Origin of the sequence: Tepidanaerobacter sp. EBM-49, assembly GCF_001896645.1 — a bacterium.
GTDB lineage: Bacteria > Bacillota > Thermosediminibacteria > Thermosediminibacterales > Tepidanaerobacteraceae > Tepidanaerobacter > Tepidanaerobacter syntrophicus.
Map to the genome: position 1 here is coordinate 20,057 of NZ_MPPE01000029.1, position 24,886 is coordinate 44,942.

At 37.9% G+C, this 24,886-nt stretch carries 25 protein-coding genes; 2 read left to right on the plus strand and 23 right to left on the minus strand.

All coding sequences use genetic code 11. The features are described from left to right. Positions 1–8 precede the first annotated feature (8 nt). From acsC to BUE08_RS04835, 15 genes are all read right to left on the minus strand, one after another. Complete coding sequence (gene acsC, locus BUE08_RS04765; protein WP_286680469.1) at positions 9–1,373, minus strand: acetyl-CoA decarbonylase/synthase complex subunit gamma; 1,365 nt, start codon at positions 1,371–1,373, stop codon at positions 9–11. A gap of 19 nt (positions 1,374–1,392) precedes the next feature. Next, a complete protein-coding gene (gene acsD / locus BUE08_RS04770; protein WP_286680470.1) occupies positions 1,393–2,331 on the minus strand; it encodes an acetyl-CoA decarbonylase/synthase complex subunit delta in 939 nt (312 codons plus the stop codon). 23 nt (positions 2,332–2,354) lie between these two features. After that, positions 2,355–3,134 (minus strand): ATP-binding protein, encoded by a 780-nt coding sequence (locus tag BUE08_RS04775; protein WP_286680471.1) that lies wholly within the window; start codon positions 3,132–3,134, stop codon positions 2,355–2,357. Between the two features lie 58 nt (positions 3,135–3,192). Continuing rightward, positions 3,193–4,050: a bifunctional 5,10-methylenetetrahydrofolate dehydrogenase/5,10-methenyltetrahydrofolate cyclohydrolase gene (locus BUE08_RS04780; protein WP_286680472.1), complete on the minus strand. Its 858-nt coding sequence runs from the start codon at positions 4,048–4,050 to the stop codon at positions 3,193–3,195. After that, positions 4,034–4,870 carry a DUF166 domain-containing protein gene (locus BUE08_RS04785; RefSeq protein WP_286680473.1) on the minus strand — a complete coding sequence of 279 codons (837 nt, stop codon included), beginning with the start codon at positions 4,868–4,870 and terminating at the stop codon, positions 4,034–4,036. Before BUE08_RS04785 ends, BUE08_RS04780 begins: the two co-directional genes overlap by 17 nt. Positions 4,871–4,897: 27 nt before the next feature. Beyond that, a complete protein-coding gene (locus BUE08_RS04790; RefSeq protein ID WP_286680474.1) occupies positions 4,898–6,577 on the minus strand; it encodes a formate--tetrahydrofolate ligase in 1,680 nt (559 codons plus the stop codon). Then, on the minus strand, positions 6,574–7,377 hold the full coding sequence (locus BUE08_RS04795) for an ATP-binding protein (RefSeq protein ID WP_286680475.1): 804 nt from the start codon (positions 7,375–7,377) through the stop codon (positions 6,574–6,576). The genes BUE08_RS04790 and BUE08_RS04795 overlap by 4 nt, the downstream gene beginning before the upstream one ends. Before the next feature lie 32 nt (positions 7,378–7,409). After that, the gene (cooS, locus tag BUE08_RS04800) at positions 7,410–9,311 is read right to left on the minus strand and encodes an anaerobic carbon-monoxide dehydrogenase catalytic subunit (protein WP_286680476.1); all 1,902 of its coding nucleotides are present in this window, start codon (positions 9,309–9,311) and stop codon (positions 7,410–7,412) included. Between the two features lie 19 nt (positions 9,312–9,330). Beyond that, positions 9,331–9,750, minus strand: a complete 420-nt coding sequence (locus tag BUE08_RS04805; RefSeq protein ID WP_286680477.1) for a 4Fe-4S binding protein — start codon at positions 9,748–9,750, stop codon at positions 9,331–9,333. Positions 9,751–10,104: 354 nt separating this feature from the next. Next, positions 10,105–12,018: a BglG family transcription antiterminator gene (locus tag BUE08_RS04810; RefSeq protein ID WP_286680478.1), complete on the minus strand. Its 1,914-nt coding sequence runs from the start codon at positions 12,016–12,018 to the stop codon at positions 10,105–10,107. A 59-nt stretch (positions 12,019–12,077) separates the two neighbouring features. Further along, a complete protein-coding gene (locus tag BUE08_RS04815) occupies positions 12,078–12,896 on the minus strand; it encodes a PTS system mannose/fructose/sorbose family transporter subunit IID (protein ID WP_286680479.1) in 819 nt (272 codons plus the stop codon). Next, complete coding sequence (locus BUE08_RS04820) at positions 12,889–13,674, minus strand: PTS mannose/fructose/sorbose/N-acetylgalactosamine transporter subunit IIC (RefSeq protein WP_286680480.1); 786 nt, start codon at positions 13,672–13,674, stop codon at positions 12,889–12,891. Before BUE08_RS04820 ends, BUE08_RS04815 begins: the two co-directional genes overlap by 8 nt. A 16-nt stretch (positions 13,675–13,690) precedes the next feature. Continuing rightward, a complete protein-coding gene (locus BUE08_RS04825) occupies positions 13,691–14,176 on the minus strand; it encodes a PTS sugar transporter subunit IIB (RefSeq protein WP_286680481.1) in 486 nt (161 codons plus the stop codon). Between the two features lie 31 nt (positions 14,177–14,207). Beyond that, a complete protein-coding gene (locus BUE08_RS04830; RefSeq protein WP_286680482.1) occupies positions 14,208–14,627 on the minus strand; it encodes a PTS sugar transporter subunit IIA in 420 nt (139 codons plus the stop codon). Between the two features lie 27 nt (positions 14,628–14,654). Further along, positions 14,655–15,725, minus strand: a complete 1,071-nt coding sequence (locus BUE08_RS04835) for an SIS domain-containing protein (RefSeq protein WP_286680483.1) — start codon at positions 15,723–15,725, stop codon at positions 14,655–14,657. A gap of 168 nt (positions 15,726–15,893) precedes the next feature. Between BUE08_RS04835 and BUE08_RS04840 the strand changes: the two genes are divergently transcribed. After that, the gene (locus tag BUE08_RS04840) at positions 15,894–16,883 is read left to right on the plus strand and encodes a Gfo/Idh/MocA family protein (protein ID WP_286680484.1); all 990 of its coding nucleotides are present in this window, start codon (positions 15,894–15,896) and stop codon (positions 16,881–16,883) included. Between the two features lie 30 nt (positions 16,884–16,913). After that, positions 16,914–17,312, plus strand: coding sequence for a metallopeptidase family protein (locus BUE08_RS04845; RefSeq protein WP_286680485.1), 399 nt, complete (start codon positions 16,914–16,916; stop codon positions 17,310–17,312). 10 nt (positions 17,313–17,322) lie between these two features. Here the strand turns inward: BUE08_RS04845 and BUE08_RS04850 are convergent, their stop codons facing one another. The 8 genes from BUE08_RS04850 to BUE08_RS04885 form a co-directional block, all read right to left on the minus strand. Then, positions 17,323–18,186 (minus strand): DMT family transporter, encoded by an 864-nt coding sequence (locus tag BUE08_RS04850; protein WP_286680486.1) that lies wholly within the window; start codon positions 18,184–18,186, stop codon positions 17,323–17,325. A 261-nt stretch (positions 18,187–18,447) separates the two neighbouring features. Continuing rightward, the gene (locus tag BUE08_RS04855) at positions 18,448–20,460 is read right to left on the minus strand and encodes an EAL domain-containing protein (protein WP_286680487.1); all 2,013 of its coding nucleotides are present in this window, start codon (positions 20,458–20,460) and stop codon (positions 18,448–18,450) included. Beyond that, entirely contained in the window at positions 20,457–20,633 is a 177-nt protein-coding gene (locus BUE08_RS04860) for a hypothetical protein (RefSeq protein WP_286680488.1), read from the minus strand. The genes BUE08_RS04855 and BUE08_RS04860 overlap by 4 nt, the downstream gene beginning before the upstream one ends. A gap of 236 nt (positions 20,634–20,869) precedes the next feature. Continuing rightward, the gene (locus BUE08_RS04865) at positions 20,870–21,523 is read right to left on the minus strand and encodes a phosphoribosyltransferase (protein WP_286680489.1); all 654 of its coding nucleotides are present in this window, start codon (positions 21,521–21,523) and stop codon (positions 20,870–20,872) included. Positions 21,524–21,628: 105 nt separating this feature from the next. Beyond that, the gene (locus tag BUE08_RS04870; RefSeq protein ID WP_286680490.1) at positions 21,629–22,294 is read right to left on the minus strand and encodes an AroM family protein; all 666 of its coding nucleotides are present in this window, start codon (positions 22,292–22,294) and stop codon (positions 21,629–21,631) included. Positions 22,295–22,311: 17 nt separating this feature from the next. Continuing rightward, positions 22,312–23,262 (minus strand): aminopeptidase, encoded by a 951-nt coding sequence (locus BUE08_RS04875; protein WP_286680491.1) that lies wholly within the window; start codon positions 23,260–23,262, stop codon positions 22,312–22,314. 1 nt (position 23,263) lies between these two features. Further along, positions 23,264–24,199, minus strand: a complete 936-nt coding sequence (locus tag BUE08_RS04880; RefSeq protein ID WP_286680492.1) for a DUF1177 domain-containing protein — start codon at positions 24,197–24,199, stop codon at positions 23,264–23,266. A 26-nt stretch (positions 24,200–24,225) separates the two neighbouring features. Next, positions 24,226–24,870, minus strand: coding sequence for an aspartate/glutamate racemase family protein (locus BUE08_RS04885; protein WP_286680493.1), 645 nt, complete (start codon positions 24,868–24,870; stop codon positions 24,226–24,228). Between the last annotated feature and the right edge of the window lie 16 nt (positions 24,871–24,886).

The following is a 24,886-nucleotide window of genomic DNA, read 5'->3' on the forward strand; positions in this document are numbered from 1 at the left end:
TCCTTTTCTTAGCTTGCTATATTTTGTTCCCTATATTTCTTCAAGAAATTCGGCAAGGCAGCTGCTTCCTCCGGCCCAACGATGACTTTCCAGCCGGGTAGTTCGTCTTCAATATCAGCCTTAAGTACCGCAACTTTTCCGGGAATTATCATTTCTCTTGTCTTTACTTTATTTTCTATGTCAAATTCTTTCAAGGCCTTTGCAATGGATTTAGCATTGAACTTGCCTGCAGCCCATGCCGTAAGCACTGAATAACCTCCTGCATCAGGTATTAAAATCCATGCAGGAACCTTAGACCGCTCAACTTCCCCTGACACGATAAAATATGTCAAGGCAAAATCGACGGTTACAAGTAGTGGTGATTCTTCATCAGCAGGACCGATTTTGTATACATCTTGTTCTATGCGCATGGGCCTTTGCGGGTCTGTGTAAATATTTTGTCTTAAAGCAAATAGCGGAAGTGCCATAGCATAATCCATGTCGCTGAGTACAATTATTGAGGCGTATTTTTCAACAAACAGTGATGCACATGCAAGCTGCATCATTTTATCAGCTGACATATCGCATACAAAGGCTGCTGTAGGATATCCAAAGGTTCTATCGCCTGACAAAAGTGCCGTCCTGCGGATATTTACCATGTCATCAAATGCTCCCTTTAAGTTTCGGCTTTTGGCATCCAGCAGCAGTTCTTTATATCCGGCATTTTGGATTTTTTGAACAATCTCGTATAGATTTTCCTTACCATCTGCCGTAACTCCTAAAAGCAAATTGTTTTCTTTTGCAAGCTTTACCATATCTTCGTAGTTGTCAGCAGTAGCCCCAAAAAGTATAGGTCCTTTTTCGGCGGAGATATCTAGCGCCGCCTTTGCAATCTCAGGATTTTCTGTAATTATCATGGGCACTATTTTGGGGCAGCTTTCTGTGACATTTTTAATAAGGGCTGTGAATTTATCCTTATCTTGGCTTTCACATCTGAAGGCCCCGACTTCTATATACATTTCTTCATTAATTCGCGTATAATCAATTGCATTAATATGATCTATTCGCGTCTTTATTTCATCTTCAGTCATGGTATCGGAAAATAATATCGCAAACCTGGGCCGGTTTACAAAGGTTTTTTCATGCCTAAAAAGGACTGTTTCACCGCCTAATGTATATTCAGTATCGCCTCTGCCAAATTTTACTGTCTTCATAGGTGGTGCAGTAGCCTCGGCCAGTTGAGCCTTTGCCTCTTCTGACATATAGGGGCATTTTTCAGCTTCGGTTCCGCCCTGGGCAAGTTTCATGGCAAAAGCCAAACATGTGGGGAAACCGCATTCCTTGCAGTTTTTGCGAGGAAGCAGTTTATATATTTGCATTCCATTAAGTGCCATAATTCATCTCTCCTTTTGTTTATTCAGTTATTTCTGTAATGAAGTTTCGGATAACTTCTACCGAGCGCGGGTGTCTGAGTATTACTGCATTAGCTCCGGCAGCCAAAACTCCTACTGCACTGGATATCTCCATAGCTACTCCTCTTTCTTCCTGCGGTCCCCATTCAGGTATATCTTCTTGAGTAACAACAGACTCTTTTACCTTCCATGCTTCGAAGGATACCGGTGAAATTATAGGCATTTGAAGTGTTTCATCATTTTGTTCCAAAGCGGCAAGTTTTATTCTGTCTAAAGTCGTAATCACATACTCAAAACCGTAGCCAACAGCTGCGCAGCCTGGGTTCATAAGCATTTTGTCAGGTTTTATTCCTAATTGTGTAATTAAAATATTAAGCTGTTTTGCAAGGTTCAAATCTACCGAAGACTCAGCCACTACAATATTGCCGTAAGCAAGTCCCACTGCAGCGGCAACTTCTTTGTAATTTGCTTCTATCGCCGACAAGAACGCATAGTTTTTATTTGTAAGGGCTTCAGCAACCTTAGTAAAGAGTTTGGCATTTTTATCATTGTCTTGGCATCCTGCTATAACCAGTGGTACTGTTAAATTGTCAGCTAATTTTTTTGCAATTTCCGCACATTCTTCCACAGATCTGTTAAGGCCGTCGGGGCTTGCTCCTTCAAACTTAATACATATAAAATCCGGTTTATACTTTTCTACGCAATATGCTGCCCATTTTAACGGATTATCTGCGGCGTCTTTAAAGACATTAAGTGCTGCGGCAGGCCAGGATTCAGGAAAGATATCCCATATTTCCATGCCTATAGCCGGCTTATTTCCGATGTTTCCATCAAAACCGTAAAATGGCAGAACAGATTCTCCTCCGAGTTTCAGATCTGAGCCTACTGTTACTTCTAGAATTTTTCCGGAATATTTCTGTGTAGGCATTTTGTAAGCCATATATATCGCCTCCGAATAATAAATTATGCTTTCACGTTTGGAATTATTATATCGTCAAAAATTTTTCTTGCGCTTTTTACGGCATCGCTGTCTTTGGGCAAGCGAACCAGCGGGGTGCCTTTGTTATCATATTCAAATACTAACTTATCCTGCGGAATAGTTCCGGCAAGTTTTAAGCCATAGTTTTCTATTGTCTGCTTTATATCGTCTGAAAGCCCTTCTTTAGGAACGCGATTTACTATGAGGTAGAGTTCCTTTACATCAAGCTGCAGTTCTTCTATGAGTTCCTTCACTCTTGAGGCGGCTTCTATTCCTCGTTTCGAACATTCACTTACCGCAAACATAATGTCAACACTTTTTGTAGTGCGCCTGCTTAAATGTTCTAACCCGGCTTCGTTGTCGATAACCATTACTTTGTAATTATCGGAAAGTCTATCAGTTGCTTCCCTTAAAATACCGTTTGCAAAACAGTAGCAGCCGGCTCCTTCAGGCCTGCCCATAACCAGTAAATCAAAGCCATGACCTTCGATAATCGCCTGCTGAAGCTTATAATTAATATAATCGGTCTTGCTCATACCTCCCGGCAAATTTCCATCTCTGTTTTTAACACTTATGTCTTCTCTTATATCGCCCAGGGTTATTTCTACATCTTCGCCCAGCACTTCATTTAAATTGGCATTGGGGTCGGCGTCTACGCCCAGTATCGGCGTAATTTTTTTTTCTATTAAATAATCAATTAGGAAACCGGCCAGTGTTGTTTTGCCTGTGCCGCCTTTTCCTGCTACTGCTATAGTATAAGCCATTTAATTCATCTCCTTGCATTTACGCAATATAACGCTTTTGCGCTATTGCTGCGGCTTTTTAATATATGCCTTTCTGAAGCTTCAAAGCTTCGATTACATGTTTTGCAAGCACTGTAGATGTCACAGCGCCTACTCCGCCGGGAACTGGAGTTATAGAGCCCGCAACCGGATACACGCTATCAAAATCCATATCACCACACATCTTCCCGCTCTCGTCAAAATTAATTCCCACATCAATTACCACAGCACCATTGCTTACCATATCCTTTGTAACCATCTTAGCCTTTCCTGCTGCAGCAATAAGTATTTCACCTTTTTTTGTCTCTTCGGCCAGGTTTGTTGTCCTCGTATGGCAAATCGTTACAGTAGCATTGCGTGCAAGCAGCATCATAGCAAGGGGACGCCCCACTACCATACTTCTTCCGATCACTACAGTTCGCTTTCCTTCTACTTTTATCCCATAATAATCCAGGATTTCAATGACTGCAGCGGGTGTACATGGAGCAAACCCATCATCGTCTCCGCTTATTACTTTGCTGACGTTGATGGGATTGAGACAATCCACATCCTTCTCCGGCGCTATTTTATATTTGACTATATTTTCCGAGATGTGCTGAGGAAGGGGCCTCATAACCATAATGCCGTTTATTTCTGGATTGGTATTTAAATCATCTATAGTCTTTAAAAAATCTTCTTGAGTCACATCTTCCGGAAGTCTTTTTACTTGGCAATCTATCCCTATGCTGCTGCAACGCTTTACAGCACTGTTGATATAAGATTGTGAATCAGGTCTGCTGCCTGCCATTACCAAGCAAAGTCCGGGTATGCTGCCCTGCTTTCTTAACCGGTCAACCTCTGCGACAAGTTCGTCCTTTAGGGCTGCAGCCACTTCCTTGCCATCAAGTATCTTTGCCATCAGCAATCCTCCTTATATTCTTTTGAGCATCTTTTGCCGCATTCAAATTGATATAAGCTGCGATATGCATAGGGGAGTCGCAAATCTCAGGATCCATATGACTGCTGGAAAGGCACGGATAAGCATGCCACAGTCTATTTGCAACATTTACAATATCTTCTTTGTCGACACCTATAAGTCCGGCTGCTACATGGTAGGTAGCACCGCAGGCAGACGAGTAAGAAACGTCTACCGCGGCTACTTTTTCATTATCATCAACAAAAACAGTGTAATTAGGTCTTCCTATTTTAAACTGATCTATAAAAGAATTGATGTATCTAAACTTTCCCTTTGTAAGGGAACAAAACGGCCGAGGAAAGGCATATTCCAGATTCATTTGTTCGCATAAAGCTTTAAGCTTATTTGCAAAAGAAGATGAAAGCCAGGCAGGATCTTCTCTGGGAACTATTACCGCTTTGCACCCTGCCTTTGCAGACTGTTTTACCAGCTCCACAAGTATGTCGGGATGCACTCCTGGTGCAATTAAAATATCATGTTCGGCAATAGGGCCTTGTATATAAAGCTCGGCATCATCTATAAGTTCAGGCAGAACGGAGGGAAATCTTATGACGCCTGCTATATCTTTACTAAAATTAAGATTTAACTTCTGCCTGAACTTAAAACATCTTTTCGAACAATAATCAGGATTATCTTTAAAATTTGTCAAGTGTGGTAAAAATTTCCTTGCTGCAAATTCCCCTCCATATTTTACTTGAAAAAATCCAGGCAAATCCGGTGTATCATGGCTTGCAGCTACCAGGAGTTTTAACTGTTTTTCCATAAAAAGACCACCTTTGGTATCTAAGTCTTAGAATAATCCTGTAATTCTTCCGCTGGCATCTACATCAATATTTTCTGCTGCAGGCCGCTTCGGCAGTCCGGGCATTGTCATTATGTCGCCGGTAAGCGCTACAACAAATCCTGCTCCTGCTGAAATTTTTACATTTCTTACATTTATCTTAAAGCCTGTTGGACGACCAAGTAATTTAGGATTATCTGTAAGAGAATACTGAGTCTTAGCAATACAAACCGGAACGTTTCTAAATCCGAGTTTCTCCAAATTATCTATTTCTTTTAATGCAGCCGGAGCAAATTCTACACCATCTGCACCATATATTTCTTTGGCTATAGTAGTTATTTTATCTGCAATGCCTATCTCTAAATCATAAATCGGTTTAAATTCATTTTTGCCCTCATCTATAATCTTTACGACTTCTTTCGCAAGCTCCAGGCCGCCTTCTCCACCTTTTGCCCAGACTTCTGAAAGCACCGCATTCACACCAAGATGATTGCATTCTTCTTGAACCAATTTGAGTTCATTTTCAGTATCTGTAGGAAATTTATTGATAGCCACAACTGCAGAAATTTTATACTTTTTAGTGATATTTTCTACATGTTTTAATAGATTGGGCAGTCCTTTTTTTAATGCATCCAAGTTTTCCTTGCTAAGATCTTCTTTGCTCGCTCCGCCATTATATTTTAAAGCACGGACAGTTGCAACAATTACCACAGCATCCGGCTTTATGCCTGCCGTGCGGCATTTTATATCTAAGAACTTTTCCGCTCCAAGATCTGCGCCAAATCCTGCCTCTGTTACTACATAATCCGCAAGTTTTAATGCCATTTTTGTTGCAATAATGCTGTTGCAGCCATGAGCAATGTTTGCAAAAGGTCCTCCATGTACAAATGCAGGTGTCCCCTCAAGGGTTTGAACCAAGTTCGGTTTAAAAGCGTCTTTTAAAAGCGCTGCCATCGCTCCATGTGCCTTTAAATCCTCAGCCGTAACCGGTTTTCCGTCATAGGTATAGCCGATTATTATTCGCCCAAGACGATTTTTTAAATCTTCCATGTCAGTTGCGAGGCAAAATACTGCCATAATCTCAGATGCAACCGTAATGTCGTATCCGTCTTCCCGAGGCATACCATTTGTTTTTCCGCCCAGACCGTCAACTACAAATCTGAGCTGCCGGTCGTTCATGTCTACACATCTCTTCCAAGTTATACGGCGAGGATCGATATTGAGTTCATTTCCTTGATAAATGTGATTGTCTATCATGGCAGCTAAAAGGTTATTAGCTGCACCGATGGCATGAAAATCTCCGGTAAAATGAAGGTTTATGTCTTCCATAGGCACTACCTGGGCATATCCTCCGCCTGCGGCACCTCCCTTTATCCCAAACACCGGTCCTAAGGAAGGTTCCCTAAGGGCTATCATGGCATTTTTGCCGAGTCTTCTTAAGGCATCGCCCAATCCTACTGTCGTTGTGGTCTTGCCTTCTCCTGCAGGCGTTGGATTTATTGCAGTGGTAAGTATCAGCTTGCCGTCTTTCTTGTTTTCAAGGCCATTTAACAAATTGTAGTTGATTTTAGCTTTATATTTACCATAATATTCTATCTCATCCTCAGAAAGGCCGACTTTCGCTGCAATATCCTTAATATGTTCAAGTTTAGCTTCCTGGGCAATTTCAATATCGCTTTTATAGATCACTTTACTTCCTCCCTTGGATTTGAGTTTTTTATAAGTGTTAAGATATTATCTTTAATCAACCTGACTTCATTTGTATAGTTTATACAAGACTTAAAAGGTGCTTGTCCCAACCTATCAGCTTTTACAAGCTCATCATCATAAGGTAAAAATCCTAAAACCTGAGTACCTTCGCAGGCTTTTTTAATAAATTCTTCTTCCTCATCGCTGCTAATTTTATTGCCTACAACAAATACATTCTTTACCCCTATATCCCCTGCCAGCTTTTTGATGGCAGACAATGTTTGAATACTTCTCTTGCCCGGCTCGGTTACAACGATAAAGGCATCTACACAATCTGCGGTAGCTCTTCCAAGATGTTCTATCCCTGCTTCCATATCCATTATTAGCACATCTTGAGGGGCTATAAGAAGATGCTGCATTAAAGCCCTTAAGAAAGCATGTTCCGGGCATATACACCCTGAGCCGCCGGCTTTTACAGTACCCATAACCAGAAGCTTTACGCCTTCATGCTCAATGCAATATTTTTCAGGTATATCATCCACTTTAGGATTAAGTTTGAACATCTGCCCTATCATACCAGGCACAGCTTGTGTCCGTTGAGCTATTAAATCTTTTATTTCGGAAAGGGGTGTTATGTTCATAACTTTTTCTTCCGGAAATCCTAAAGCCATTGCAAGATTTGCATCAGGGTCTGCATCCACAGCTAGAACTTTGCATCCTTCTTCTGCCATTACTTTTGCAAGAACTCCTGCAAATGTGGTTTTGCCTACGCCGCCTTTACCTGTAATCGCTATCTTCACCGCCAGCACATCCTTTACTTTCTCAATAGACTTTATATATCAAGTATTTTCCGTTTTTCTTCAATATAGCTGTTGATTTTCTTTGCTGCTTCTTTAGGATCTGATTCTATATCAAAATAGCCGCCATATATCTCTTTAACATCATTTGTGAGAAACCTTGTTAAATTATCGGAGCCTGTTACTTGAGGTGCAACACCCAGCATAGTATACACTCCGGAGGTAACAACATAGGTTCCTATGGAAAGCGCCTTCTCTGACATCCACTCAGGGGCTGCTCCTGCCACCGGCAGATCTTTTATATCTACATTCATAAACTTAGCAAGCTCTGATAACAGTAGCAGTATCCTGCTTATATCTACACACGAACCCATATGCAGTACCGGCGGTATATTCACTAATTCGCAAACAGTAGCAAGTCCTTTGCCGCAAAGGCCACAAGCCTCTTTTGACATAAGGCCTGCTTTTATGCATGCATAAGCACCGCATCCGGTTGTCACCACAAGCACATCGTTTTTTATTAATTCTTTCGCCAGTTCTACATGGCCTTTATCATGTAAAACCTTATGATTGTTGCATCCGACGATAGCTACTGCTCCCCTGAGCACTCCCGACTTTATGGCGTCTGCCAAGGGTTTTACTGTTCCGGAGGGATGGGCAGCGCTGTTTGTAACTTTATCCAAGGCATTTATAATCGCTTCATTACTGTAACCCACAAATCCTTTTGATTTTTCTTGAGGTATAAAAATATTCCCCTGTCTGTTTTTAAAGTTCATTACAGCTTCTTTAACAATTCTTTTTGCAGACTCTATAGCCTTTTCTTCATTAAACTGCATATGAATTGCGCCGGGAATTTTGGCTTTGGGGGATGTGGTTATAAGTTTTGTATGATAACATTTTGCAACTTGAGACAATGCAGGCATTATGCACTGAACATCAACCACCATAGCATCTACTGCCCCTGTAACTATTGCCAGCTCTTGTTGGAAAAAGTTGCCTGCCATGGGTATTCCGTGGCGCATGGCAATTTCATTTCCGGTGCAGCACATACCTACAAGATTTATGCCTTCTGCCCCTTGTTTTTTGGCTAGTTCAATTAACTCCGGGTCGTTTGCCGCAATAAGTATTGCCTCTGAAAGTGTAGGTTCGTGGCCGTGAATTACCAAATTTACTTCGTCCTCTTTAAGAACACCAAGATTTGCTTCAATTTCATGAGGCTCGGGAACTCCGAACAATATATCCGAAAGCTCCGTTCCTATCATGGAACCGCCCCATCCATCGCTAAGCGCCGCCCTTGTGGCCGCAACCATAATATTCCTATAGTCTGCATCACAGCCGATATGTGTTGAGTGTAAAACTTCCACAATATCTCTATCTATAGCCCTGGGCGTTACGTTAGTTTTATCCCAGATTTTCTTTCTATCCTCCGGGGCTCTCTGGATAAATCTTAAATTGCCAAAAGGCTTGCCAAATTCTTCAAGGGCTGTTTTAGCAACATTAGCAGCTATGTCCTTTATATCCTGGTTTTCTGTATCGATTCCCCATTCTTTTGCAAGAGAGATAAGTTTTTTATGGTTTTTTACTTTGTAACCTGATTCAGGATTTTTTGCCGCATGGTAAAGAGCGTGGGCAATATCGCGGCCGTGGTCGGAATGAGCAGAAGAACCTGCAGCGATAGAACGGGCGAGGTTTCTCGATGCAATGGTATCCTCATCTGCTCCGCATATTCCTTTTTTAGGTCCATCTTCGCTTACTTTTACTATTCTACAAGGTCCCATTGCACAATTAGTGCAGCAAAGACCCATTTCACCAAAGCCGCATTGAGGCTGCATAGCTTCTGCCCTGTCCCATACTGTTTCTATCTTTTCATTCCTTGCTTTTTCCATTAGTTTGTAATTTGCTGCATCACAGCTTAAACATTCAAAATCGCATGACATAATCTCACCTCATGTTGTTTCATACTATCTTTATTTTTAAAGCCCTTGTAGGACATGACATAGCGCAGAAAGGCTTGTCAGAGTGTGCGCATCTGTCGCACATAGTTGGGAATGTATGAAGCTCAATAGCACCGAAAGGACAGGCCTCCTCGCAAAGACCGCAGCCTGTGCATAACATCTTATCAACCTTTATGATTCCAAATTCCTCGTCTTTAGAAAGTGCTCCGGTAGGACATACAGCAATACAGCGAGGATTTGCGCAAAGCATACACTGTTCGAGTTTTAGTTTTCCTCCCTTTGTTTTTATTCTAAGCCGGGAAATTTTACTTTCCTTTATCGCACCAGATAGGCTTCCAGAGTCAGAATGAGCCGCTGCGCAGGCAAGTTCACAGGTCTTGCATCCAAGGCAAAGGTCTTTTTCAAAAAGAATCTTTACCATACTTTATACCCCTCTTCTTTTTATATTTTATATTTGTTATTATTTTCACAATTACTGAGTTCATAATACATTATTGATAAATATTTGTCAATATGATTTACGGCAAACGGCAAAGAATATTTTGCTATATTGAAAAAAGCCAAAGATTTACTATGTTATCATAGTGATGGGAATAAAACAAAACTGTAATTGAGATTTCAGCCTAATTGACAAATATTTATCAATATAGATTGAAATAAAAAGCAAAGATGTTTTTTAAAGTTTAAGGTAAAACATCCATGCTTGATTATACAAATTCAAACTTATAATAATGCAAATGCGATAACACCGGTTATGGCATTTAAAATCTTTTAATTAATAATCTAGAATATCAGTCATAAATGCTTTATAGCTTTTATTGTTAAAAAGCTTAGTGACTTTTTCTTTATCAGATGCCCATTTTGAAAACAAATCACATAAAATAAAGAGATCTTTATCTCCGCCTCGCTTGGTTTTAATCAAAAACAAAACATTTATAAGACTTTTCTCCCAAAGAATAGGATTTTCTAAAACAGCTATCAAGCAAACGGATTTATGACAAAGCTTGTACAGATCCTGAAGATGCACGATTCCATTGCCTATTTCATGAGAAACGAAAGGCTCTGCATTTACATTCTTTTTATGGGCTATATCCATTTCAATCAAGGCATTATAAATGTTGCTCAATATTTCTTGTCTGGACTTTCCCTTTAAATTAAAGAGCATATATTTTTCGTTGAAATACTTATCCAGATTTAAATTATATAAATCCATCTTTCTGGAATATTCCTTAATTTTTTCAATATAGTTCCCCTCTTCGATTGAAACCTTCAATTTGTACTTATCGGATTCCACGTAATTCGTTGAAACCAGAATATCAATGTCTTTTGGATCCAGCAAAGGTGAATTTATGGAATCATAAGTTGTTATTTTATATTTTGGAGGTGGAAAATTTTCATTTAGTTCGTTTTGGTACATTATTGATTCAGATCGCCCTTTTGCACCGATAAATCCTATTTTTATTACTTTTTCCTTTTTAATATTGGAGAGAGCCATATTAAAATAAAACACCAAATATCCAAATTCATCCAATCCGATATTAACATTATAGTGACTTTCTAGGATTGCTGCCGCTGATATTGTGACCTTGGTTGCATATAGATATTTTCTAAGGTTCTCATGTATTATGGGATTTCTTACAACTAAGTGATTTTTTATCCTTTTTATCATCTGTGGGATATGAAGCAAAAGATACTTTCTAAGGGTAATATCCTTGGAAATATCTATATCAAAATTGTTTTTTATTTCCTTGAATATCTCATCTAGCACTATTTCTGTCTCGATCATGTCATCATCTTTAAAGTCATATATTATCTGTTTACTGTCTATATGCATAAAAATATATGCTATTTCTTCCTCTTTAAATACGAAATTTAACTCTTTCTCCAGTTTTGTACATATTTTTTGTGTTGCCTTATATATCTCGTTAGACTGTATTCTTGTCATAAAAGCGTCAGAAATAGTAACATTAAAACCCAAGTTGTTTCTCAATATGGTAATCAATATATGAATAGAAATATTTTTATATGAAAAGTCGGATAGATTTATTTTTTCCTCTTGACAGACTTCTCTTAAAACCCTTTCAATTATCTTAAGTTTGCTGTATTCGTTCTTAGCAAAAACAAATCTATCATTTATATACGGATTCTTTAAACCTACTTTATTGTGAAATAAATATTCTGCCATACATAGCCGCTTATTTGATTCCGTTCCTTCAAGCATTATCCCATAATTAGGCTTAGAAATAATCTTTAAATCATATTGAGATAAAAGTCTTTTTACTTCTTTCATATCTTGATTGACTGTGGATCTTGCCACAAAAACTTCATCAGCCAAAGACTCAAGCTTTACAAAATCATGGGCCGTCAGCAGCCTTCTTATGATGTAAAAAATTCGCTCATAATTATTATTGTAAAACTCATTTATTTGTCTTATGCTAGATGTATTAAGGCTTTCCAGATATTCTCTGAGCTCTTTATTTTTGATTTTGATACTGTAACCCTTACCGGGTTTTGAAAGAATTTTTAACTCTGAGTCTTTAAATTTCATCTTTAACTCACGTATATCACTTTTAACGGTTCTAACAGATACATTTAAAATCAAGGATAAATCCATAGCTGTTAAATTACCTTTATTGTAAAGGCTATTGATTATTATCAATTGTCTTCTGTTTAAATCAAATCTTGCCATATACTTTACTCCTAAAAAATGCTGCATTTCCGAAGAAATACAGCATTATTATACCATATTTATAGAATATGAAGAAATACTCCCAGTAAACCAAAGGCTATTGTTACTAGCAGTAAAGTTGTTGATTTATGGTCCTTTTTAAGCAAATTGAACATGAATAATGTATAAAGCAACGGAAGTAATAACGGGAATATCTGGTCTATATAGTCTTGGAGTAAAAATTCCTTGCCACTTATCATAAACTTAAGGGGTGTTTCTAGCTTTACCATAGAAGCACTCATGGCACCAATTACCATTAATCCTACTATTGTAGCGGCTTTTGTCAATATATTCATGATACCTGAATCACTGGCTTTGTTTAAAAGATTAGTTCCAAACTTATATCCTAAAACTCCACCATAATATCTTACTAATAAATGAGGAATATTAAATACTAGCAGAAAAAGTATTGGGCCTAAAATATTTCCCTGGGCTGCCAGTGGTAATCCGATCCCTGTGGCAATAATTCTTAATGTTCCCCAAAAGAATGAATCTCCTATACCTGCTAAGGGCCCCATTAAACCCACTTTGACACTGTTTATTGTGTTTTTGTCAAAATCCTCATTTTCACTGGCTTGCTTCTCAAGGGCTGCTGCAACTCCTGTAATGGCCGTTACTACATGAGGTGTGGTATTAAATATTGACAGATGTCTTAATAAAGCATCGGCTCTTTCTGCCTTGGTTTTGTAAAACCTTTTGATAGTAGGCCACATGCCTACAGCAAAACCTAAACCCTGCTGGCGCTCATAGTTATATGAGCTTTCCAGAAAAAATGAGTACAAAAATATTTCTCTAAACATCTTCTTATCGTCTTTTGTAGTTTTTGCTTTATTAAGCATCGAATAGTCCCTCCAAACCATCGTTTTCTTGGGTTTTATCATGCGTACCTGAGTCTTTGCCATTCATCTCGTTAGTTATCACAAAAGCCAATATCACACCTAAGATGGTTATTGCAAGTATGGGCAGATTTAAATATGAAACCATAATGAATCCCAGCAAGAAATATATAATATTTTTGGTAGTCATCATTGGCTGCAACAATAATGCAAATCCTACCGCCGGCAGTAATCCACCTGCAACGGTTAAACCTCTCATAATAACTTCAGGAATATTTTCTACAAAAGCTTCTACCGTCGATGATCCAAATAATATGGCAACAAATCCAACCATAAAGTACATGAAACACTGTAAAATTAATCCACCTAAGTTCAGAGCCACAAGCCCCTTTATATTAGCATCCTTAGCCAGTTTTACCGCAAAGTCCATAAACCAGCTTCTTATAATAAACACTGCAACCTTGAGTGATTGGGCAAGTATCGCTATAGGTAGCGCCAAAGCTAAAGCAACTTCAGACCCTTCGCCCGTAAGTATAGCAAAAGCTGTCCCCAAGCCTGCTCCTACTAGCACATCCGGAGGCACCGCTCCCCCTATCTGTATTGCACCAAGGAAAATGAGTTCTAGCGTCGCGCCGATGATAATACCTGTTTTAGCATCCCCTAGCACAATACCAATAAGTGATGATACTACCAATGGCCTTATTACCATTGGAGTTCCTAACATTTTTTCTAAGAACCACAATACTGCCAAAACTAGGCCTACTAAAATTGCAGTTTGCATCTTTGTTACCTCCTATTTAAAATTTTATTTTATTCTTTAATTGCACATAATCCTTAGCACTTTCTGAAGGTACTTGCCTTACTTCGATTTTTACGTTTAGTTGCAGAATCTTATCAAGATATTCTATATCCTCTTTTGAAACAAATACAGCCGGCGAAAAATAAACTTTATCTTCGGTTTTCTGCATCCCTCCTAAGTTTAAAACAGGTCTTTCGTCGATAAGATTTAGTAATAGGTACGCATCTTTGGGGTTTGCACAGATGACAAAAACTTTCATGTCATCAAGCTTAGGATTTTTTAGAAGTTTTGCTGCTTCCTCTATAGTTCTTACGGCCAAATGTACACCATCGGGACATGATAGCTTAAGGGCAGTTTTCCTTATATCGCTATTGGCTGCCGAATCGTTTGCTATTACTATGGCATCAAAGGTTAATGCAGATTTCCAGCTATATGCCACCTGACCATGTAATAAACGGTCGTCAATTCTCATTTTAATAATCATACCCATCGCCTTCTTTCATAAAATATCTTGTTTAAAAATCAAAATCGTCCCCTGTAGCTTTGCTCAAAGCATCATTTACTAAGATTACCTGCTCTCTCGCCTTATTCACTATGCTTCGAATTTTATCATCAGTTACATCTTCCTCATCTAACATAATAAGTTCCAATAATAATGGAAGGTTCACTCCCGTAATTACTTTTATGTTATCTTTTTGGTAATTACTGATTATCGCTTGATTTACACTGCCTCCAAAAACATCTGTGATAACCAGTAAAGTATCTTTTTCTAAATCTGCACCTTTAAAAAATTCATCTAATTGTTGTTTTACGGGTGTTTCATCTAAATAAGCATTGATAGTATATAGGTTTTCCTGCTTCCCTAAAATAATTTCCGCAGAACTCCTTATTCCTTCTGCAAACTTACCATGCGCTGCAATTAATATCTTTTTCACTGGTATCCTCCAATCTTTCTTCTTTAACTATAATGTTTTTGTTATATACTTTGTTATCTGAGGATATACACCTACGGTAAGATCCCTCCCCTTATCGGTAGCCATTTTGTATGCTAAAACCTGAAAGACTGTAATATACTCCAGTGGGTTGAAAAATCTACCCATTATATTTATTTCAAGATCCCTCTTGTTTTTTATATTATTTCCTACAATGAAGCAGTTTTCTCCTATTTCAGTATTTATAAATTCAGCGATTTTCTCGAGCTTTAGTTCATCCTCACCTTTTTTGCTTAAGAGGAAATATCCTGTTTCTTTATCAAAAGCATTTTGCGGTCCATGAATGAGTTCTTCCAGTTCATAACTCTTTGTAAATATAGGCAGCATCTCCATGTACTTTATATCGGCTTCTTGTGCAACAGGCCACAATTCACCCGCTCCAGCAAAAATGAATCTGTCTAAACTTAAAAGAAGATCCCTGTTTTTTTCATACCAAGCAAGAGTTACATCTTTAACTTTTGAAAGATTATTTATCGTGGAATTAAAATCATCTACGTATTTTCGTTCCATTTCTTCAGTAATTAATCCTTTAATCTTGGCTAGTGATATATATAGCCAATATAAAGTTGAGCAAGTTGCAGAAAAGCCAATTGTCCTGTAATTGTATTCTTCCTGCACGGAACCCATTTCTATCGGCAGCGAAGCCAGCCTTGCTATGGGGGAATCCAGTTCTTGAGTTATTGAAATATTTAAAAGTTGTTTGGTCTTGACTATTTCTAAAGCTCTATAAACCAGTTTTGTAGAACCACCCTGAGATATAAAGATATATAAATTCTTATCTGACAGCAGTTCATGATTCATGTAGTTTACAAAAATATTCGGATATATTGTTTCAACTGGAATTTTTAAAATATTTTCTGCAAATATCTTTGTGGTAAGCGCCGCATTAAGCGAAGTCCCTGAAGCCACAAATACCAGCTTTTGAATTTTCGTGTCCCCGCAGTAATTTTTCACTTTAACAAATAAATCATCTTTGCTATCAACTATCTTTTTAAGCCGATTTGGTATCATCTCTATACAATTCATCAAGGTTAGCATCATAACTCCTCCTATATTAATTAAATTTTAAACGAATTTGATTCTATTTCCATATCTACTATTGCACCATTAATCGTGCAAATTTGTAAAATGATTAGGAATCAAAATTAAACATGGGTATTGAAACTATAGAATATTTGCTATATGATGATTTAAAAGAGGAGGGTAACCATGATTAGATTTGGAGTTGTCGGCACCGGATGGATTACTGATGCTTTTATAAAGGGCGCTAGCTTAGATAAGGACTTTAAGCTTTGTGCTGTTTACTCAAGAAGCATGGAAAAAGCAAAAGAGTTTGCTAAAAAATACTCTGTTGAAAATATATTTACGGATTTGGAAGAAATGGCAAAAAGCAACTTGATTGATGCAGTTTACATAGCAAGCCCAAACTCGCTTCATGCTGAACAGTCTATGCTCTTTATGAACTACAAAAAACATGTTTTATGCGAAAAACCTTTAGCTTCCAATAGCAATGAAGTAAAGAATATGATTAAAGCCTCCCGCGACAATAATGTTGCGCTAATGGAGGCATTAAAAACCGGTTTTCTTCCTAATTTTAAGGCAGTAAAAGAAAATCTGGATAAATTAGGAGAAATTCGAAGGATAGTAGCAAATTTCTGCCAGTATTCTTCCAGATATGATAGTTTTAAAGAAGGCAGGCACTGCAATGTTTTTGATCCTGCTTTTTCCGGGGGCTCGCTGATGGATATTGGTATTTACTGTACATATTTTGTAATGAGTTTATTCGGAGTGCCGAAAGATGTGGTTGCTACAGGCACAATTCTCGGCACCGGCGTGGACGGACAGGGTACCCTCTGCCTACAATATGATGGTATTGAAGGCGTAGTTATACATTCTAAGATAACCGATTCAGCAGTTTGCAGTGAAATTCAGGGCGAGGCCGGGAATATGGTTATTAACAAAATATCCGTTCCCAGGAATATCACAATACATTATCGCGGCGGAAGCATTCAAGATATTTCTCGCCCCCAAATAGAAGACGATATGTATTATGAAGCAGCTGAATTTATTAATTTAATAAAAGCCGGAAAAATTGAATCAGATATTAATTCCCACAAGCTTTCTCTTTCAGTCATGAATGTGTTGGATGAGGCAAGAAAACAGATTGGGGTAACTTTTCCTGCTGATAAAAAAATCTGACAGGTTATCAAATGGAAAGGAACTTCTATAATGGATTATGCTAAAGATGAATTTCCATCTCTTGATGAAACTTTAGAAATGTTAAACGATATTGCAGATGAAATTCCTAAAGAATTTTTTCGCAAATTAAACAAGGGAATTATACTGCTGCCTGAATATAAATTGCACAAAAACAGTTGCAAACCTGATAAGCTATATATTATGGGAGAATATAGCATTGATGTTACCGGCAGGCAAATCAGAATATACTACGGTTCATTTAAAAAAATCTGTCAAGGCATTCCCCGCCAGATTTTAAGACAGAAATTAAAGGATGTACTTTTGCATGAATTTACACATCACTTAGAGTCCATGGCAGGGGAAAAAGGCCTTGAGATAAAAGATGCTCAGGCGCTGGAAAAATATATGAGGAAAAATAATCTTGGCTGAATGAATAAATTCATTTTTTTCCGCTTACTGCTAAGTATGAAATCGAAAAGAATATAACTATACATCCAATAACTTCGGTTATACTTACAGCTTCATTTAATATTAAAACTCCTGTAATTACACTGGTAATAGGCTCAAACAGCGAAAAAATCGCAGCTGATGTTGAGCCTATTTCTCGTATGCCCACCTGCATAAGTATCATTGCCAAAAAAGATGTAAAAAATGCAACTATAATCATAAAAACAAAGGCCTTAAGCGGCAAATTGGCTACAATATATCCGAAAAAAATATTTCCGATAAGCATGGTAATTGCAGCAAAAATAGCGATATAAAATGAGAGCTTGTAAGGTGATATTTTAACCAATCCGCTTTTTTCAACCATTACCATATAAAAAGCGTAAGTTAAAGCGGAAGTCACTGCCATAATAACACCTAAAATATTTTCGATATGTTGAAAATCCATGAAACAAAAAACGCCGATGCACGCAAGGCAGAGCGCTATAATCTTCTGTCTGCTCAGATTTTCACCAAAAGCATATCTGCACAGTACTGCAACAAAAACCGGATACATAAAATGAAGCGTTGTTGTAGCCCCTACCCCTATATATGGATATGAACTGTAAAGCAGTGCCGTCGTGGCAGTAATTCCAAATACAGAAACCATTATTATGTATTTGAAATCTTGTTTTTCAATTTTGAGGTCAAGCTTATTGTATTTTAAAAGTACATACAAAAAAGGAATGGCGAATAAGTTTCTGTAAAATGTCATAGAAAGCGAATTATTCCCCATCTCATAAGTAAGGCTTGCCAGTATTGGCGTAAACCCATATAAAAATGCGGATAAAATTGTGTATAGTGCCCCTTTTAGTCTCATTACAGCAGACTCCTATTCATCTAAAATTTCAACCATGCTTTATTCTTTATATAAGATTATACTACAGATTGCTTTTTTATGTTTTATTTCAACCCTATTATGATATGAGAAGCTCAGATGAATATTGCCGTCTTTATCTTGAAATAAATATGGATATTCATATCTGTGATTACTTCTGAAATTGTAATTGTTATTTGGGGCCTTTCATAAGGTCAAAGAACGATATCTGGATTCAATTATACATAATATTTTAGGTTTTAGCTAAATGTTAATTTGACTCTCTAGTATTTCCTGTGTAATTTTTGGCGAGATTTTTTTAGGTTGCGGGGTAGGTCTTCCCAGGTAGTATCCTTGCAAATAATCTGCTCCAAGTCGAATTAACGTGTCCATTTCCTCCTTTGTCTCTACGCCTTCGGCAATTAATTTAACCTTTCGGCTTTTAGTATACTGCAAAATAGCCCTTACAAAGTTCTGTCGATTTATATCTTTGTCAATGCCCCTAGTTACCGCCATATCCAGTTTTACAAAGTCGGGGTAGAATGTCAAAAAAGCAATGCCGATGTTGTATCCTAAGCCGAAATCGTCTAAAGCCAAGGAGCATCCCCATCTTTTTGCAAGACTTTGCTTCTTTATAAATACTCTTTCATCTGTCAGTTCATTTTCAGTTATCTCAATTACGATACGGGACAAATCCGTCTTAAACTTATTTTCCAGTTCTGCTAAATCTTCATCTGATAAAATATAGTTTGGAATTGAGTTAATAAATATCTTTGCATTTTCAAAATCCTGTTCATATTTTTTAAATGTCTCTAAAGTCTTAAACCAAGTGATGCGCTCCATATCATAAAGTCTTGATTGGGACCCGGCAAGAGTTACAATGGCTCGAGGGGATATCAATACTGCAGATTTGGAACGTATTAGTGATTCATATGCAAATGTTTCTCCTGTTTTAGCAATTACAATCGGTTGAAATACAAAGTCAAAAAGTTTTTCTTCAATAAGGTTGTTTATCTCTCTTTTGCCGTTGAAAAATAGTATCTTTTTATTGTAAACGGGTTTCTCGAATTCGCCAATGCTTCCTTTGTCTCCGCTTTTTGATTCATACATGGCAAAATCTGCATATTTCAGTAATTCATAATAACTTGTTGAATCCTCCGGATACCATGCAATTCCCGCAGAAGCAGTAATATTCAGGTCTTTTCCGTCTGGAAGCTTTAAGATAGTGCTGCAGAGTTTGTTCTGCACCCTCTTGATTATTTCTTTTATTTGCTGCTTATCTTCGTATCCATAAATAAAGGCATAAAATTCATCACCTGACATTCTACCGACAATTCCGTTATAAATAGAAAGTTCATTTAGAACTGAGGCGGCTGTTTTAATATACTGATCTCCGAAATCATGGCCATAAGTATCATTTACGAATTTCAAGTTGTCTAAATCCCACATAACAAGAGCGGCTGTCTTAACATCTTCTTCTCCTTTAAGAAGTTTTATTACTTTTGCCTGAAATGCACGGCGATTAAGAAGATGTGTGAGCAAATCTCGATCTCGTTCATATTCTATTTTCTTTTTTTCCATTATTTCGCGAGTCACGTCTTCTATAATTCCAAGTATTTTGCTATCGCTTTTTTGAACCTTTATGCGAAGCCATCTAGTATCACAGCCGCCCTTTTCGCAGCAATATACATCCTCTGATTCCGGTTCCGGACATCTTCTTATTTCATCAAGCAGTTTATAGAAATATTCGGCACTTATATATCCGCTTTCATTTTTTTCTCTTTCTGCTCCTGTAAGCTCAAAAAAAGCATCCGTACATAATACCTTGTCATTTTTTAGATCATGCTCAAATGCGCATATAGGCACTTCCATCATGCCGACAATTTTCGAAAGCTCAGCCGCCGATTCAGCAACTTTTGTACTAAGCAACTCTACCGACCGTGCCAGCTCGTCTATTTCGGCTATATTTGTTTTTGTTAAAGTTATAGGCATTTCGGGATCACTGCTCTTAACTTCTTTAACTAAATTTGTTATAGGCTTTATAAACCACATACCTATTAAAATAGAGACGATGAATCCTAAAACAAGGGAAAAAATAAGGGATATTGCTACATAAAACCTTATTCGTTCTGCGGGTTGAAAAAGATTTTTTTCTTCAATTGTACCACCATACCGTATATTTGCGGAAAGTATCAAGGTATGTATCAATAAAACCACGAGCATGGACAAAAGTAATCTCACTATTATGGAATTACGTTTAAGCCCCATTTTTCTCATATGCGAAGATCACCCTTATTTTCTATCTTATCTTCTAATTCTATTTTTAAGCCCCTTAACCACTCATTAAAGTTTTTATCTGTTGCAAATTGCTTTACTGCTACTTCTCTGCTTCTACCCTCCTCTATTAGCTGAACAACTTTTTCTCTATCTATTTTCGACTTGTCCAGCAAAGATTTTTCTAACACCTTCCTCGCATCTGTTCCGTTCTCAAAAGGTTTAGTAGTATATAGTTCATAGGTCTGTATTTGGCTAATTATTGAACTTTATTGTAATAATGCCATTTTGATTATACTCAGAATTTATTATCAATAATTTTATCAAAAGATCTCAAGGATGTATATACGAAAATAAGGCGGCACCTTTTAATCCGCCTATAATTTTGGCAAAGTTAAGCATCTTGAGCCATTCAGGCCATATCAGGAGATGGCAATATATACTTACTTAGAATTTCCATGACTTCTTCGTCTGATACCTGAGCAAAGTTTTTGTAAAATTGGCCTACTGCATAAAAAGGTTCTTCTGATATTATACATACAACTTCATCTGCAAGCTTTTTGAGCTGTAAAAGGGTATCGGGAGCTATGACGGGAACAGCTAGCACTATCTTTTTGGGGTTTAATCCCTTAAGGAAATTTATAGCTGCAATTACCGTATAGCCTGTGGCTATACCATCATCTACCAGCAAGACCTTTTTGTCTGTTAAATCATCGTATGTGTCTTTGCCTCTGTACTTTTTTAATCTTTCTTTTACCTCTTGAAGCTTAATGTGTGATTCCTGTTCTATATAATCTTTACTCACGCGCAGCATATTTATTGAATATTGGTTTAGAACCACTTCACCCAAAGGGTCTACTGCCCCAATAGCTAGTTCCTCATTAAACGGAGCACCCAATTTTCTTGTAATTACTACATCCATGGGACGATTCAATTTGCTGCATATTTCCTCAGCTACTACAACGCCTCCTCTGGGAATTGCAAACACAATCACATCAGAGTCATTCTTATATGCTTTTAGCCTTTCCGCCAACTGCCTTCCTGCATCAGTACGATCTTTAAACATGCTTATACCTCCATCTTAAAGAGATCGTCCTAATCTACTTTAAAAAAATCCAAGATCTATTGCAAGTTCAGATCTTGGATGTCTATAAGTTCAATTAAGGATATTTTACACAAGTTCGCTTATTATTTTTGCCGATATCGAGCGCGCCAGGACTACCGGTATTTTTGTTTTGTCATGTACCATCTCTTTCATCTTCATTGTATAACCAATACAATCCATTACTATTATATCAACTTTTGATCGGGCAAGCTTGTCTGCCGCCGCTGTAACTTCATCAATATCACCATATGGAGAACAAGCTTCCACTACTACTTTTTCTGCTGCTTCTTGCCATCTCTCGTAAGCTGACTGCACCTGATCTTGGTTTGGTATGGCAACTCCTAATGTCTTATCTTGCGCTATAGCTTTTATAGTATAATATAACAGTTTTTGCGGTCTTATTAATAACGCTTCTGTGTCCAAATCGGGAAATTCGCCGGTGCATGCTAAGAATATTACATTGATATTACTTTTTTCCAACTCTATTATTCGTTCTTTGAGCAGTGGAAATACTTTTTCTCCTGCAATTTTTACCTCAGTGCCATCTGCCATTCGAGTTACTAAAACTTCCTCTGTCTGCTTCGGATATAGTTCTTTAACTTCTTCCATCGATAAGCCATCCAGCGCACCTTTTTCTTCTATGTGCACATCTTCTCCTAAAATCATTTTCAGCTCAGGGGTAAGATCGGTTCTCGGTGCTTGCCCTATTGTCACAAGACCTATTTTTTTCACGCTACCATCCCCACCTTTTATTCTAATATCAGTTTGCCCTCATTCATAATTAATTTTCCGTCTACATGCACGGTAGGATTTAAGACAACCGCATCCAGATGAACTCCTGCGCTTACTGTGCCGCCAAATGTATTATTGCTGCCAAAAGCTACATGAATAGTTCCCAGTATTTTTTCATCTTCTAAAATATTTCCGGTAAGACGCGCATTAGGATTTGTGCCTATGCCAAATTCAGCAAGATTTCTTGCTTCTTTAGAGTCTCCTAAAATCTTGAGCCATTTTTCGGCCTCTTTTCCTTCAGCGCTTATTAAAAGCCCATCTTTTATAGTAAGCAGAATCGGTTCATCCAGTTTTCCTATTCCGACTATACTGCCATCTACTAAAATTTGGCCGGAAGACTTACCTTCAACAGGAGCAATATAGGCTTCGCCGGATGGAAGGTTGCCTGATTCACCTTTTTTAGTATATCTTCCCGGACTTTCTATGCCTTTTCTCCCTGCTATATCAATTTCCAGCTTATAGTCCTGTTTTTCTACTATCACACTACTGCCCCGGGTAAGAATATCTGCAACTTTTTTAGTAAGTTTCTCCACTTCTACATAATCTGCGGTTATGGCACCTTCTCTGAACATTTCTTCTGTTATTCCCGGCATGGTTGCAATTCTTGCGCCACTTTCTGCCGCAGCTTTTTTAGCATTCGTGTGTGTCACTGAATGCTCTGTTATACACACAACCACATCTGCGTTTTTCATGGCTTCTGCCGCGGCTTTTGGGGGTTCTTGGCCGGATTTTTCCATTGTAGGTATTTTTATAAGCATCGGAGTTGCTCCCAGAACTTTTCCTGCTTTATACATATTTTGCGCTAATTCTTCTTTTATATCATCTGTAAGCACTAAAAGTTGTTCTCCCGGCTTTAATGCAAGACAATCCTTTAGCAGGTTTTTTGATATTTCTACAAGATCAGCCATCTCAATTCCCTCTTCCTAATGTCTTGAGGTGCTCCATTGAACCATATAATTTGATTATGCGTTCCCATTCCTGTTCATCATAAAATTTACATTGATTTCTTCCAAAGCTTTTGGCAACTTCTAAAGCAAATCTTGAGGTAACCTCTATATCTATTTCATGGGATGCTCCCGTAGCACAACCCGGCACTGCTGTTTCTGTTGTAATGGCAACGCCAACTACAGGGCTTGAAGTAGCAGTACAAGGCTGCATTAAGCTGTTTATATGATATAAGTCATTTCCATATGGCGTTATATCTTGCGTAGTTATTGCAAGGACTTGTGCAGGCTTTCCTGTAGCGATTTCCATTGTGCTTATTAAATCATCGCTTATTCTTAATATATACCCATCCTTTACAGTAGGCGTTATGGCAAAGCCTCTGTGATTGAAAACTCTATTTCCTTTTGTGGTATCTATTGTCAGAATTGCATCCATCGAAGGATCGACTTCCATTTTATTCATTGTCTGCATATCTACCGGAGAACCCATAAAAGGAACAGGGTCATGGGGTTCCGTAGGGGCGTTTGGACAAATATGTGTTGAAATTATAACATCGCCATCAAGTATATCGCCTTTTTGCTTCATATCGCCAAGCTTTAATGCACAGGAAAGAGCCGCGCATGCTCCGTCACCATCGGATACATAGCCGATTCTTTCGGGTCTTGCTCCAATTCCGCCCAATCTGCCTATAATACCAAGTGTGGGGCAATCCCCTCCTTTTATTTTTCCATTTTTACCCGGGATTACGATTTTTATAAAATCTGTTTTTCCGGTTTTTCCTTTTATTTCTTTAACTGAAATATCTTCCAATCCTCTTTTTGTAAGAAAGTCCTTTACTTTTTCTCCATTTACTCCGGAATCATCCAAGAGTTCTATCATTTCTATTACTTGTTTTAACATTGCTTATCACCTCAATAATTTTTATTTTATAAAGTCAGATATTCTAATATTAAACCTGCAGCTTTTACAGCATCAACCACTTTTATGCCAACTTGTTCCTCTATATCTTTTCCAATATCTATAGTCGTCATTCCTGTACATCCTAATGCAATAACATCGCAGCCGGAATCTTTTAAGTCTTTTGCGGCAATTAATGCATTCTTTTTTCCTTGAGATGTGTTCAAATCTAATGTTGTGTCCACTTCTTTAGGTTTCACTGATTTAACAAGCCTTTTGCCTAAAATTTCTACCATTACCGCAGGTGCTGTTTTAGTAATTCCCAATACACCTATCTTATTGCCCAAACTTAAAGCTACTGATGCGCAAGAAGAACCTGCGCCAATTACCGGTATCCTCAAGCTTTTTCTTGCTTCTATAACACCGGGATCTGCTGCACAGCTTATGAATACTGCATCCTTACCACTTTCTTCAAATTCTTTAGCAAGACTTAGTATTTTAGGCAGTGCAAGTTTTTCAGTTTCATCGTCGTGTATTCCTTCCGGTTGATCCGGAATACATCTTGATTCAATCTGTAAATTCGGAAAAAGTTCTTGCAATATCTTGCCATGCTTGTCTAAAAAATCTCTATCTTCAGTTGTAAGCACCCTGATTAAGCCTACTTTAAGATTCAATTTATCCACCTGCCTA